13 protein-coding genes and 1 tRNA gene are annotated in these 12,977 nt (G+C 75.1%); 4 read left to right on the top strand and 10 right to left on the bottom strand.

Annotated elements, in window-relative coordinates; genetic code table 11:
- The first annotated feature begins 224 nt into the window (after window positions 1-224).
- Entirely contained in the window at window positions 225-1,133 is a 909-nt protein-coding gene (locus C8D89_RS24785) for a type IV toxin-antitoxin system AbiEi family antitoxin domain-containing protein (RefSeq protein WP_116710811.1), read from the top strand.
- On the opposite strand, the gene C8D89_RS24780 is transcribed toward C8D89_RS24785, so the two are convergent.
- The 6 genes from C8D89_RS24780 to C8D89_RS24755 all read right to left on the bottom strand — a co-directional run bounded on the left by C8D89_RS24780 (window position 1,051) and on the right by C8D89_RS24755 (window position 6,470).
- Entirely contained in the window at window positions 1,051-2,382 is a 1,332-nt protein-coding gene (locus C8D89_RS24780) for an MFS transporter (protein WP_165825929.1), read from the bottom strand. The two genes, C8D89_RS24785 and C8D89_RS24780, sit on opposite strands and share 83 nt — an antisense overlap.
- On the bottom strand, window positions 2,379-3,326 hold the full coding sequence (locus tag C8D89_RS24775; RefSeq protein ID WP_243418356.1) for an MBL fold metallo-hydrolase: 948 nt from the start codon (window positions 3,324-3,326) through the stop codon (window positions 2,379-2,381). Before C8D89_RS24775 ends, C8D89_RS24780 begins: the two co-directional genes overlap by 4 nt.
- Before the next feature lie 83 nt (window positions 3,327-3,409).
- Window positions 3,410-4,213, bottom strand: coding sequence for an SCO1664 family protein (locus tag C8D89_RS24770; protein ID WP_116710808.1), 804 nt, complete (start codon window positions 4,211-4,213; stop codon window positions 3,410-3,412).
- A gap of 4 nt (window positions 4,214-4,217) precedes the next feature.
- The gene (locus C8D89_RS24765) at window positions 4,218-4,787 is read right to left on the bottom strand and encodes a DUF3090 domain-containing protein (RefSeq protein ID WP_116710807.1); all 570 of its coding nucleotides are present in this window, start codon (window positions 4,785-4,787) and stop codon (window positions 4,218-4,220) included.
- Between the two features lie 83 nt (window positions 4,788-4,870).
- Window positions 4,871-5,611 carry a histidine phosphatase family protein gene (locus C8D89_RS24760; protein WP_116710806.1) on the bottom strand — a complete coding sequence of 247 codons (741 nt, stop codon included), beginning with the start codon at window positions 5,609-5,611 and terminating at the stop codon, window positions 4,871-4,873.
- Window positions 5,612-5,621: 10 nt separating this feature from the next.
- Window positions 5,622-6,470, bottom strand: coding sequence for an undecaprenyl-diphosphate phosphatase (locus tag C8D89_RS24755; RefSeq protein ID WP_116710805.1), 849 nt, complete (start codon window positions 6,468-6,470; stop codon window positions 5,622-5,624).
- A gap of 106 nt (window positions 6,471-6,576) precedes the next feature.
- On the opposite strand from C8D89_RS24755, the gene C8D89_RS24750 reads away from it, so the two are divergent.
- On the top strand, window positions 6,577-7,566 hold the full coding sequence (locus C8D89_RS24750; RefSeq protein ID WP_116710804.1) for an aldo/keto reductase: 990 nt from the start codon (window positions 6,577-6,579) through the stop codon (window positions 7,564-7,566).
- A 126-nt stretch (window positions 7,567-7,692) separates the two neighbouring features.
- The gene (locus tag C8D89_RS24745; protein WP_243418355.1) at window positions 7,693-7,941 is read left to right on the top strand and encodes a DUF5703 family protein; all 249 of its coding nucleotides are present in this window, start codon (window positions 7,693-7,695) and stop codon (window positions 7,939-7,941) included.
- Here the strand turns inward: C8D89_RS24745 and C8D89_RS24740 are convergent.
- Together C8D89_RS24740 and C8D89_RS24735 are read right to left on the bottom strand one after the other, a co-directional pair.
- Window positions 7,938-8,882 (bottom strand): NADPH:quinone oxidoreductase family protein, encoded by a 945-nt coding sequence (locus tag C8D89_RS24740; protein WP_116710803.1) that lies wholly within the window; start codon window positions 8,880-8,882, stop codon window positions 7,938-7,940. The two genes, C8D89_RS24745 and C8D89_RS24740, sit on opposite strands and share 4 nt — an antisense overlap.
- Window positions 8,882-10,198, bottom strand: coding sequence for a M20/M25/M40 family metallo-hydrolase (locus C8D89_RS24735; RefSeq protein ID WP_116710802.1), 1,317 nt, complete (start codon window positions 10,196-10,198; stop codon window positions 8,882-8,884). Before C8D89_RS24735 ends, C8D89_RS24740 begins: the two co-directional genes overlap by 1 nt.
- A gap of 210 nt (window positions 10,199-10,408) precedes the next feature.
- On the opposite strand from C8D89_RS24735, the gene C8D89_RS24730 reads away from it, so the two are divergent.
- Window positions 10,409-10,492, top strand: a tRNA-Leu gene (locus C8D89_RS24730).
- Here C8D89_RS24730 and C8D89_RS24725 read toward each other — a convergent pair.
- Both C8D89_RS24725 and C8D89_RS24720 read right to left on the bottom strand, forming a co-directional pair.
- Window positions 10,474-11,889 carry a phosphatase PAP2 family protein gene (locus C8D89_RS24725; protein WP_116710801.1) on the bottom strand — a complete coding sequence of 472 codons (1,416 nt, stop codon included), beginning with the start codon at window positions 11,887-11,889 and terminating at the stop codon, window positions 10,474-10,476. The two genes, C8D89_RS24730 and C8D89_RS24725, sit on opposite strands and share 19 nt — an antisense overlap.
- The gene (locus C8D89_RS24720) at window positions 11,886-12,776 is read right to left on the bottom strand and encodes a metallophosphoesterase (RefSeq protein ID WP_207787404.1); all 891 of its coding nucleotides are present in this window, start codon (window positions 12,774-12,776) and stop codon (window positions 11,886-11,888) included. Before C8D89_RS24720 ends, C8D89_RS24725 begins: the two co-directional genes overlap by 4 nt.
- Window positions 12,777-12,977 lie beyond the last annotated feature (201 nt).

The raw sequence follows: 12,977 nt of genomic DNA, 5'->3' as shown, positions 1-12,977 counted from the left end.
GGGCCGTGATCGCCAACAGTGTGCGCCGAGGTGCTCGCAGGGCCACGGATCGCGCACTCTCGGCGATCTCTCGACGAGTGGCGCACCGGGCGGCGTCCGACGCTGCTCCGCGTGGAGCAGCGGGGGCGCGGACGTCGCGCCTCTCCGTCCCCAGCCCCGCGACCGGTCCCCAGAACGCGCGCCGACGCTCGCCCCCACGCCTCTGCGCGGAGCACGGTCGCCGGATGGGCCTCCACCCCGTCGACCTCGCCACGGTCCTGCGCCGACAGCACGGCGTCGTCACCACGAGGCAGGCGCGAGCCGCCGGTGTCGGGCCGCGGGCCCGCCGCGCGCGGGTGGCGCGCGGCGAATGGGAGCGTCTCGCCGCCGGGCTCTACCGCGCACTCGACCGACCGGCGGGCCCCGAGGCCCGCGTGTGGGCGGCGGTCCTCCTGGCGGGCGAGGGCGCGACGCTCTGCGGGGCGGCCGCCGGCTGGTGGTGGGGCCTGGTCGCGACGTGCCCGCGGACGATCCGGGTCGCGGTCGACCGCGCACGCACGGTCGGCGCCTCGCTGGAGGGGCTGCATGTGGTCCGCCGGGACCTGGGCGCCGACGAGATCGTGCACCGCCGGGGCGTCCCCGTCGTCCACCTCGCGCTCGCGGTGCTGGAGACCGCGGTGGAGGTCGGCGGCGAGGAGGGCGACCGCGTCCTCGACCGCGCGCTGCAGCGCCGCGTCGACCTCGCCGCCCTGCGTCGGGCGCACGCCCGGGCCCTCGGCCGGCGCGGCAGCACCGCGATGGGCGACCTCCTCGTCCGCGCCGCCGGCGGGGCAGCCTTCGAGCTGGAGCGCCGCGCGCACGCGATGCTCCGCACGGCCGGGGTGGCGGACTGGCGGGCCAACGCCCGGCTGGTGCTCCCCGACCGCGCGGTGGTCGCCGACCTCGTGTTCGACCGGGAGAGGGTGGTGGTCGAGCTCAAGGGCTGGGCGTATCACCGCACGCTCGAGGACCTCCAGGCCGACGCGACGCGGGAGAACGCCCTCCAGCTCGCCGGCTGGACCGTTCTCCAGTTCACGTGGTGGGACGTGGTGCTGCGCCCCGGGGACTGCCTCGCGCGCCTGCGGGCGGCCAGGGGCCGTCGCCTCGCGGCCTGACCCGCCGTGCGCTGCGCGCGATCCCGAGCAGCGCCACGAGCCACACCGGCACCTGGACGAGCATGGCCAGGCGGAAGGCGGTGAGGTCGTAGGTGTCCGGGGTGCCGGCGTCCTGGAGGTCGAGGGCGAGGCCGACGAGCAGGACCACCGCGACGGTGGAGACGAAACCGCCGACGTTGACGATGCCCGACGCGCGGCCCAGGCGCTCGGGAGGGACGGCGGCGCGGGCGATGTCGAAGGCGACGAGGGAGGCCGGGCCGCCCCCGCCCAGGACGACGACGAGCAGCACCACCAGCGCCGCGGGCGCCGGCCCCGGCCAGGCGAGCACCACCAGCCACGTCGTGGCCTGGGCCAGCACGCTGCCGACGACGAGGCGCACGCGCCGCGCCGGCCACCGCCCGGCCAGGGTCCCGAACAGCGGGCCGATCGCGATGCCCGCCACCACGTACAGGGCGAGCAGGGAGCGGGCGGCGCCGGCACCCAGGCCCTCGCCCCCGGTGAGGAACGGGAAGCCCCAGAGAAGCCCGAACACGTTGCCGGGGAACGGGGCCGCGAGGTGGCACCAGAACGCCAGGCGCACCCCCGGCTCGCGCAGCGCGGCGCCCAGCCCGCCCGCGATCGCCGGGGCGGAGACCGCCGCCGCGCCCGCCGGACCGTCGCGCACCACCGCCAGCACGAGCACCGCCACGAGCACCGCCGTCCCGCCCGCGGCGAGGTAGGCCGGCGTCCAGCCGGCCCCCACCACGAGCGCGGCCAGCGGCACCGCGGACACCACCTGGCCGAGCTGGCCGAGGATGCCCGCGAGCTGGTTGAGCACCGGCACCCGGCGCGCCGGGAACCACGACGGGATCAGGCGCAGGACGCTGACGAAGGTCACCGCGTCGCCCGCGCCGACGAGCATCCGCCCGGCCACCGCGAGCCAGAACGGCGCGGCGAGCGCGAGCACCACCTGCCCGACGGCCACGAGGACCGCCCCGCCCGCGATGAGCCGGCGCGGCCCGAGGCGGTCGGCGAGCACCCCGGCCGGCACCTGCAGTGCCGCGTACACGGCGAGCTGCACGACCGCGAGCAACGACAGGACCCCGGACGAGACCGTGAAGCGCTCCGCGGCCTCGACGCCGGTCGCGGCCAGCGACGAGCGCCCGAGGACCGCGGCGACGTAGGCGAGGACCGCGACGCCGAAGACGACCAGGGCCCGCCCCGACCGGCGGGGTGGGACGACGGGGTGGGCGGCGCCCAACGTGCTCACAGCACCCCCGTTCCGCCGACGGGCAGGTCCCACAGGTCGTCGCGGTCGCGGCCGGCGCGGGCCCACGCGGCGCGGACCCCCTCGAGCGGCTCGAGGATCGGCTCGCCGGAGAGCACGAAGGTCCCCCAGTGCACCGGGACGACGCGGCGGGCGCCGAGGTCGGCGGCGGCACGCACGGCCTCGGCGGGGTCCATGTGGACGCCGCGCAGCAGCCGCCGCGGCGCATAGGCGCCCACCGGCAGCAGGGCGACGGCGATGTCGCGGTGGCGGGCACCGACGCGGGCGTGGAAGGGCCCGTAGCCGGTGTCGCCGGCGTGCAGCACGCTGCGCCCGTCGGCGGCGGTGACCACCCAGCCGCCCCAGAGGCGCCGGCAGGTGTCGAACGGGGTGCGCCGCGACCAGTGGTGGGCGGGGACGAACTCGACCCGGGTGCTGCCGACCGGGACCGACTCCCACCAGTCGAGCTCGGTGACGTCGGTGAACCCGCGCCGGACGAACCACGGCGCGCTGCCCGCCCCGACCAGCACCGGCGTGGCGCGCGGCAGGCGGCGCAGGGTCGGCGCGTCGAGGTGATCGTAGTGGTCGTGGCTGATGAGCACCGCGTCGAGCGGGGGAAGCTGCTCCGGCGCCAGCGGTGGCGGGGTCAGGCGGCGGCGGGCGCCGGGGATGCCGCCCGCGAGCACGGGGTCGACGAGCAGGGTCACCCCGTCGACGCGCAGCAGCGCCGACGCATGGCCGAGCCAGGTCACGGCGATGCCCCCGGGTCCGGTGGGCGGCAGCGGCTCGGCCGGGGTGACGGGCACCCGGGCGGCGTTCCGCTCGGCCTGCGAGGGGAACGAGCGCAGCAGCTCCCAGGCCTGTCGGGGCGAGAGGAGCCCAGCGGTGCGACGGTGGTGGAAGTCCCGCGGCCAGCGGGGATCACGGGCGTGACGGCGTCGGGACACCAGGGCGGAGCACCTCGGCTGGGGATCGTGCGTGATCTTTTGAGCTATAGCGCCGAAGATCACGCACGTGGTCAGGGGTCAGGTCAGAAGGCGGGCCACGGGATCGGCGGCCAGCGTCCGCCGGGGGCCGGCAGCTCGCCCGCGTCGAGCAGCCGGGCGGTGCGCGAGCGCAGCGCCGAGACCTCGGCGCGCGTCAGGTGCTCGTGCAGGGTGTCGTTCAGTCCGCTCGGGTGCCCCGGTGACAGCGCGGCGCGCAGCCGGCGCAGGCACTCGACGATCTCCTCCGGCAGCGGCTCGCCCACCCAGCCCCACAGCACCGTGCGCAGCTTCTCCTCGCGGTGCAGGCAGATGCCGTGGTCGACGCCGTAGACGCCGCCGTCGGCGCCGGCGAGGACGTGCCCGCCCTTGCGGTCGGCGTTGTTGACCACCACGTCGAGCGTGGCCATCCGATACAGCGCCGGGTCGTCGGCGTGGACGAGCAGCGCCGGGTCGCCGTCGGCGCCGCGGGCGCGCAGCACCGTCCGCCAGCCCTTGCCCACCTTCTTCGGGGAGACGATGTCGACGAGCTCGCGCTCCTCGTCGACCTCGATCCAGCGCTGCACCATGCCCGGCCCGAACGGGCCGTCGCGCAGGACCGTCGGGGGGACGACGTCGAAGCCAGCGGCCTGGCTGACCAGGTACGTCGCCACCTCGCGCCCGGCGAGCGTGCCGTCCGGGAAGTCCCACAGGGGGCGCTCTCCGCGTACGGGCTTGTAGACGCAGAGCTCGGAGACCCCGTTCACCGCGATGCCGCACAGCAGCGTGGTGTTGGAGGCCTCGGTGAGGCGTCCGTGCACCTCGAGGGTGCCGTGGACGAGGAGCTCCAGCGTGTCCGGGGTCTCGGTCACGCGCCTACTCGGGGGTCGTCACGCGGCGGTAGCCGTTCTGGCGGGGACAGACGTGGCCCGCGGCGTCGAGCGGCTGGGTGCACAGCGGGCACAGGCGCCGACCGGCCGAGACGACCCGCTCGGCGCGCGTCGCGAACGCCCGCGCGCCGGCCGGCGAGAGGAACACGCGCAGCGCGTCGGGGCCCTCGTCGGTGTCGTCGAGCACGACCGACTCGTCGATCTCCTCCTCGGTGACCGCGAGGAGCTCGACGACGACGTTGCGTGACTCGGCGTCCCAGCCGAGCCCCATGGTGCCGACGCGGAACTCCTCCTCGACCGGGACCTCGAGCGGCGAGGTGTCGACCTCGTCCTCGGGCACGGTGGTGGGCACGTCGGCGCCGAAACGGCGGGAGACCTCCTCGAGCAGGGTGCCGATCCGCTCCGAGAGCACGGAGACCTGCTGCTTCTCCAGCAGCACGCTCACCTTGCGGGCCTGCTCGGTGGCCTGGAGGTAGAACGAACGTTCGCCGGGCTGCCCGACGGTGCCGGCGACGAACCGGTCGGGCTGACGGAAGACGTGGATGACCCTGGGCATGGCATCTCGATCGTAGGACTCCGGGCGGGGCGCCGCCGGACCGGTGCGCACGGGCGTGCGCGGACCTGGCGCGGACAGCCCCTTCATGCTACGCCGGTCGACCCCCCGATGGTGGCCGCCGCGGGCACGGCGTCGTCGCCGCCGGCGCCGTCCGCCGCCTCGCCGTCGGCCGCCGTCTCCTCGCTCTCCGGCTTCGGGACCAGCGCGGACAGGTCGCCGCCGGTGTCGTTGACCCGCACGACGAAGGGCCGCGTCGGCGTGTAGCTGATGACGCTGACCGAGCACGGGTCGACGACGATGCGCTGGAACGAGTCGAGGTGCAGGCCGAGCGCGTCGGCGACCGCGGCCTTGATCACGTCGCCGTGGCTGCACGCGACCCACAGGGCGCGCTCGCCGTGCTCGGCGCCGATGCGCGCGGCGTGGCGCCGGATCGCGGCCACGGCGCGGGCCTGCATGCCGGCCAGCCCCTCACCTCCGGGGAACACCGCCGCCGACGGGTGGGCCTGGACGACCTTCCAGAGGTCCTCCTTGCCCAGGTCGCCGAGCTTGCGGCCCGTCCAGTCGCCGTAGTCGACCTCGGACAGGTCGTCCTCGACGGTCGGCTCGAGCCCGCGGGCGTCGAGCAGCGGCGCGAGGGTCTCGCGGCAGCGCTGCAGCGGCGAGGTCACGACCGCGGCGAGGGGCAGCTCGGCCAGGCGGTCGACCAGCTTCTCGGCCTGCGCGCGCCCGTGGTCGTCGATGCCCACGCCGGGGCTGCGCCCGGCGAGCACCCCCGAGGTGTTGGCCGTCGACCGCCCGTGCCGCAGCAGGATCACCGTCGTCACGGTGCCGACCCTACGTGGCGGGAACGACACCGTTGCTGACCGCGAGCACGACGATCAGGCCGAGCAGCACCCGGTACCAGACGAACACGTAGATCGTGTGGTTCTCGACGAAGCGCAGCAGCCACGCGATCGAGGCGTAGCCGAGGACGAACGCGACGAGGGTGGCGACGATCATCTGTGCGACGCTCGGGAACACCACCACGCCGCCCTGCACGTCCGCGCTGGTCGGGTCGAGGATGTCGGGGATCTGGGTCAGCCCGGAGGCGAACACCGCGGGCAGGGCCAGCAGGAACGAGAAGCGCACGGCGACGGCCCGCTCGAGCCCCAGGAAGAGGCCGGCGGTGATCGTGCCGCCGGAGCGGGAGACGCCCGGGATGAGCGCCATCGCCTGCGCGCAGCCCATGACGAGGCCGTCGCGCAGGGAGAGCTGATCGGGCCCGCGGCGCTGGCGGCCGTAGCGCTCGGCGGCGGCCAGGATGAGACCGAAGATCACCAGCACGGCGCCGTTGAGGTAGAGGTTGCGGGCCGGGCCCTTGATCGCGTCCTCGAACGCCAGCCCGAGCACGCCGATCGGGAGTGAGCCGAGGATCACGTACCAGGCGAGCCGGAAGTCGTACCCGCGGTCCTCGCGGCGGACGAGGCCCACGCACCAGGCCTTCAGCAGGCGCCAGATGTCGGAGAAGAAGTAGATGAGCACCGCGGTCTCGGTGCCGAGCTGGGTGACGGCGGTGAACGCCGCGCCGGCGTCGTTGCCGAAGAAGAACGCCGAGGTGATCCGCAGGTGCGCCGAGGAGGACACCGGCAGGAACTCGGTGAGTCCCTGCACGATCCCGAGGACGATCGCCTCGAGCCAGCCCATCGGAGCGCCCTGCACGGCGCGTGACGGTAGCCCACACCGGGCATGTGACCCGGCGCCCCGTGCCCGGAGCGCTCCCGCCCGTGAGCGCTTCGTAAGGTGGGGCGCCGTGGAGCAGCGACGCCTGGGCACGAGCGGGCTGCGGGTCTCCCGCCTGGCCCTGGGCACCATGAGCTGGGGCCGCGACACCGACGCCGACGAGGCGGGCGCGTCCCTGCTGGCGTTCCTCGACGCCGGCGGCACACTGGTCGACACCGCCGACGTCTACGCCGCCGGCGAGGCCGAGCGGATCCTGGGCGGGCTGTTCGACGACGTCATCCCGCGCAGCGAGGTCGTGGTGGCCACCAAGGCCGGCGCGCGCCGGGAGGACGGGCCGTTCGGCGGCGGCGCGTCACGGGCGGCGCTGCTCGCGGCGCTGGACGCCTCGCTCGACCGGCTCGAGACCGACTACGTCGACCTCTGGCAGCTGCACGCCTGGGACGACGACGTGCCCCTCGACGAGACCCTCGCCGCGGTCGACGTGGCGCTGACCACCGGGCGCGCCCGCTACGCCGGGGTCGCCAACTACGCGGGCTGGCAGGTGGCCTCGGCCGCCGTGCGGCAGAGCGTGACCTCGCTGCCGCTGGTGTCGGTGCAGTCGGAGTACTCGCTGCTCGACCGGTCGGTGGAGGCCGAGGTGCTGCCGGCCGCCGAGCACCACGGGCTGGGGCTGCTGCCCTGGGGCCCGCTGGGGCGCGGCGTGCTCACCGGCAAGTACCGCGAGGGCGTGCCCGCCGATTCCCGCGGCGCCTCGGCCCACCTCGCGGGCTACGTCGGGCGGCACCGCACCGAGCGCACCGCCCGCATCGTGCAGGCCGTCGTGACCGCCGCCCACGGGCTCGGCACCTCGCCGCTGGCCGTCGCGCTGGCGTGGGTCCGCGACCGGCCCGGGGTGGTCGCGCCGGTCGTCGGGGCCCGCGACGGGGCCCAGCTGCTGGGGTCGCTGGCCGCCGAGGAGCTCGTCCTGCCACCGGCGATCCGGGGCGCGCTCGACGACGTGAGCTCCCCCACCACCCCGGACGACGAGCCCGAGGAGCCCGACCTCCCGCCCTGGGAGTGAGGTGCGCTCCGCGCACGTGAGCAGAAATTGGTGCTCCGGCACTTCTCACTGCTCACGTGCGCGGAGCGCACCCGTCTGCGTACGGTGGCTCTGGCTTCCTGCAGCTGTCCCGGAGGTGGTCGGCTCGTGAACGACGCTGGTGCCCACGACGGGGGTGCGGCCGTCGGCGCACCCGTGGTGGACGGAGACTGGGAGTACCAGCCCGTCCGCCTCCCCCCGGACATCACCCGCATCTCGGCCACGGTCCAGCTCGGCATCCGCGCCGAGTTCGGCGGCTGGGAGCTCGCCCGCACGCTGCTCTACGCCGACGGCACGCGGAAGGTGTGGCTGCGCCGCAGGCTCTCCCGCTCGCTGGTCGCCGGCCTCGCCACCTAAGGCGCGCGCAGCACCACACGGCCGGTCGTGCGCCGCGCGGCCAGCTCGGTGAGCGCCGCGGGCAGGTCGTCGAAGGCGTACTCGGCCCCGACCAGCGGGTCGATCGCCCGCCGCGCCCACGCCTCCAGCTCGCGCTGCCACGCCGCGACGAGCTCGGGCGCCCGCTGCCGGTAGACCGCCCAGTGCACCCCGATCACGGCGTAGTTCTTCACCAGCGCGTGGTTGGTCGGCGCGTGCGCGATCCGCCCGCCCGCGAAGCCGATCACCAACAGCCGGCCCTCCCACGCCACGACCCGCCGCGCGGCGTCGAAGGAGTCGCCGCCCACCGGGTCGTAGACGACGTCGGCCCCGTGGCCGTCGGTCAGCTCCCGCACCGCCGTCACGAGGTCCTCGGGCTGGACCAGCACCTCGTCGGCGCCGAGGCCGCGCGCCACGGCGGCCTTCTCCTCGTCGCCGACCACCGCGATCACGCGCGCGCCCGCCGCCCGGCCCAGCTGCACCGCGGCCGCGCCGACCCCGCCCGCCGCGGCCAGCACGAGCAGGGTCTCCCCGGGCGAGAGCGTCGTGCGGTGGTGCAGCGCGCACCAGCCGGTCTGGTAGGCGACGAAGAAGCCGGCGGCCTGCGCGGCGGTCATGCCCTCGGGCCACGGCCAGGTCGTCGAGAGCACCGCCTCCTCGGCGAAGCCGCCGTGCGGCATCACCACGGGCCCGAAGACCCGCCGGCCGTCCTCGGTCACGCCCGCCACCTCGAGCCCGGGCGTGAACGGCGGCGGGATGCGGTCCTGGTACTCGCCGGAGCAGTAGAGGATGTCGGCGAAGTTCAGGGCGGCCGCCTCCACCCGCACGCGGGTCTGTCCCTCCCCCGGCTCCGGGCGCCGCACATCGGCCACCTCGAGGACCTCGTCGAACGGGCCGTACGCGGGCACACGCCAGGCGCGCATCAGGCCCGCAGCAGGATGCGCTCGAGCACCCGGGTGCCGAAGTGCAGCGCGTCCACCGGCACCCGCTCGTCGATGCCGTGGAAGAGCGCGGTGAAGTCGAGGTCGGGGGGCAGGCGCAGCGGGGCGAAGCCGAAGCAGCGCATCCCGAGCTTGACGAACGCCTTCGCGTCGGTGCCGCCCGACATCATGTAGGGCAGCGTGTGGGCCTGCGGGTCCTCCTCCTGCACGGCGCGGGTGATGACGTCGACGAGCTCGCCGGAGAACGGGGTCTCGACGGCCTCGAGGTTGCGGATCCACTCGCGCTCGACGTCGGGGCCGAGCAGCTCGTCGAGCTCGCGCTCGAACGCCTCCTGGCGGCCGGGCAGCACGCGGCAGTCGATCGTGGCCTCGGCCAGTGACGGGATGACGTTGGCCTTGTAGCCGGCCTGCAGCATCGTCGGGTTGGCGGTGTCGCGGGTGGTCGCGCCGACGACCCGGGCGACCCCGCCGAGCTTGGCCACCGCCGAGTCGAGCGCGGCGGAGGAGTCGGTGGGGAACGCGATGCCGGTCAGCGCCGTGACCTCGTCGAAGAAGCCCTGCACGGACTCGGTGAGCACCAGCGGGAAGCGGTGGCGGCCCAGCCGCGCGACGGCCTCGGCGAGGATCGTCACGGCGTTCTCGTCGTGCACCATCGAGCCGTGGCCGGGGCGCGAGCGCACCCGGAGCTTCATCCAGGCGATCGACTTCTCCGCGGTCATCACCGGGTAGACGCGGACGTCCTCGCCGAGGGTCAGCGAGAAGCCGCCGACCTCGCCGAGCGCCTCGGTGCAGCCCTCGAACAGGTCGGGGCGGTGCTCGGCGAGCCAGTGGGAGCCGTAGGTGCCGCCGGCCTCCTCGTCGGCGAGGAACGCGAACACGAGGTCCCGCGGCGGCACGGTGCCCTCGGCGGCGAACTGGCGGGCCAACGCCAGGATCATCGCGTCCATGTCCTTCATGTCCACCGCACCCCGGCCCCAGACGTAGTCGTCCTGGACCGACCCGGACAGCGGGTGGACCGACCACTCGCCGGCGTCGAACGGGACGACGTCGAGGTGGCCGTGCACGAGCAGCGCGGGACGGTCCGGATCGGCGCCCTTCAGCCGCGCGAAGACGTTGTGCCGACCCGGGGCCCCGGACTCGATCACCTCGGTCTCGTAGCCGACCTCCCGCAGCTTCGCGTCCACGTACGCGGCCGCCTCGGCCTCGCCGGTGGTCGTCGCGAGGTCTCCCGTGTTCTGGCTGTCGATCTGGATGAGCTCGCTGGTCAGCGTCACGACCTCGTCTTCGGCACGACCCATGCGCCGCATCCTGCCAGCCGCCGCGGGACGTCCGGGCCGTCCCGCGTGCTGTCGGCCCTCATGGGGCCGGTGGGCAACCACATGGTGCGGCGCGCGCTCGCCCGGGACCTCGAGGACCTGGCCGTCGCGGTCGAACGCTCCGCTCCCGAACCGTGATCGGTCCCCGGTGTCCGGACCGCCACCGGCATCCTCTACTCTCGACACCGGCAAGTCCGAGTGGCGGAATGGCAGACGCGCTAGCTTGAGGTGCTAGTGCCCGAGTAGGGCGTGGGGGTTCAAGTCCCCCCTCGGACACCGTGTGGCCGACCTCGCGCCGCCTCCGGCCGCAGCACGTACCAGCAGGCCAGCAGCCAGGGCACCGCGAGGAGCCCGCTGGCGAGCACGTCGCTCGGGTAGTGCACCCCGAAGTAGAGGCGGGCCAGCGCGACCAGCACCGCGACGAGCGCCGCCGTGGCCACCACGAGCCATCGCCACCACCTCCGGGCCCAGGTCAGCACGAGCACGGCGGTGGCCCCGTAGAGGCTGGCCGCGGCGGAGACGTGACCGGACGGGAAGCTCGAGGTGGGCGGGAGCTCCGGTCCGAGCTGCGGGACCGGCGGACGGGAACGGCCGATGATCGACGCCGTGGCGAGGAACAGGGCGACCTCCCCGACGAGCACGACCCCGAGGAACAGCACCGGCCGCCGGCGGCGCGTGATCCCGACGGCCACCACGGCGACGAACACGGCGACGCTGATCACGACGCCGGTGCTGCCGAGCTTCCCCACCGTCGTGGCCACGACGGTCACGGGCGACGTGCGGTGCTCGACCATCCACCGCACGACGGCGCTGTCGACCCGGTCGGCCGGGGCGGGGAAGGCCTGGGTGACCACGGCGCCGGCGCCGAGCAGCAGCCCCCACAGCAGCACCCAGGCGACCACCAGCGCGGCGGCACGCCGCACCGGGTCCGTGAAGGACGGTCGGTCGTCCGGGACGGGCACGAGATCCGGGGCCGCTCGCGGCTCGAGGCCGTGCGGGAGCGGGGGCGCCGACCGCGGGCCGGCTCCGGGCCCGGCGCGGAACGCGGTCGTGGTGATCGCAAGCCAGCCCAGCCCGAGGAGCCACCCGCCGACGACGTCGCTCAGGAAGTGGACGCCCAGCGCGACGCGGGTGAAGCCGATGAGCACGACGAGGGACGCCGCGCCCGCGATCGCCGGCCGCCGCCACCGCTGCGGTATCGCCGGCAGCAGGACCAGGAGCGCGACACCGTAGGTCACGAGCGACCCGAGGGCGTGACCGCTCGGGAAGCTCGGACCCGGCGCCGTCGCGACCGGCTCCTCCACCACCGGCCGCAGGCGCCCGACCAGCTCCTTCACCCCGGGGTTGAGCACCAGCAGCCCGAGCCCGGTCACGACGACGTAGAGGGCGAGGCGGCGCCGGCGGCGCCACCACAGGGCGACCGACAGCGCGGTGAGGACCACCCAGCTCGCTGGGGACCCGCCGAGGTCGGTGATCAGTCCGAGGACCGATCGGAGGAACGGGCTCCCCGACACGATCGCGTTCAGCTCCGCGGCGACGTACCGGTCGAGGGTGACCAGCATCGACTCGGCCTGCACCAGCGCCACCAGGAGCGCGAACACCACCCCGCCCATCAGCAGCGCCGCGAGTCCGACGACGCTGTCGACCACGAAGCCCCGGCGCCCGCCGGTCACGGCGAGCCCCGCGTGGTGGGCTGCAGGTCGAAGAGCACCAGCTGCGGCGGTGCCGCGATCCGTATCGGGGCGACGCTGAACCCGATGCCGCAGTTGACGTGGAGCCGGTTCCCCACGGCGCCGTACCCGGGCGGAGCCCACCCGTCGACGACGTAGCGCTCCTCGGCGGTGAGCTCGAGGAACGACCACTCCGGGGTGAACGGGACGGCGACCTGACCGCAATGGGTGTGTCCGGCCACGGCCAGCGGCGCACTGTCCGCGGGCAGCTGCGGGAACGACGTCGGGTTGTGCGCGAGCACCACCCTCGGCGCACCGTTCGGGAGCTGGGCCAGCGCCGCCGCCACGTCCGTCCGGTCCGGCCGGGCCGGGCCCAGCCCCACGACGTGCAGGGCAGCGGCGCCGGCGCCGGTACCGGGGACGGGCGCCGCCTCGTTGCGCAGGACCCGCACGCCGATGCTCTCGAGGCCGACGACGAGCTCGTCCACCGCGCCCACGGCGTAGTCGTGGTTGCCCAGGACCGCGAAGGTCGGGATCCCGGCCGCGGTGAGCGGTGCCACCAGGTCGACGGCTCGGTCCACCTGCTCCGCCGGGACGGGATCGTGGCTGTAGACGAAGTCACCGCCGATCAGCGCCGCGCTCGGACGCTCCTCGACCACCCGCTCGACGATGTCCTCGACCATCCCGGTGTTGGCGAACCACATCCCGACCTGCAGGTCGGAGAACACGGCGACGGTCCGGCTCGGCGCGTCGGCGGGCAGCCGGGGCAGATCGACCGGGAACCGCTCCTCGTCCCGCACGAGGCGCGGTTCCACCAGCAGCCCGTACGCGACGAGCAGCACCAGAGCGGTCAGCAGCGCGACCCCCAGGCGGACGAGCGCGCGTCTCACTCGGGGCCTCCCTCCTCGAATGCAACCCCTCCACCACGGCGACGGCACGCCGGGGGCAGGCACACGGGCACGGCCGGCCGTGGCGCACCCGCCCCGTATCGAGGAGGCGCGACGTGTGCACGAGTCCCTCGGGTACCCGACCCGGTCCCGACCCCGCCTTGCGATCCGCTGTCGGCGGCCGAGTCGCCCGCGCACGATCGT

Origin of the sequence: Actinomycetospora cinnamomea, assembly GCF_003096675.1 — a bacterium.
Lineage (GTDB): Bacteria > Actinomycetota > Actinomycetes > Mycobacteriales > Pseudonocardiaceae > Actinomycetospora > Actinomycetospora cinnamomea.
Note: the sequence above shows the minus strand (reverse complement) of the source record. Positions and strands in the feature narration are given on the sequence as shown.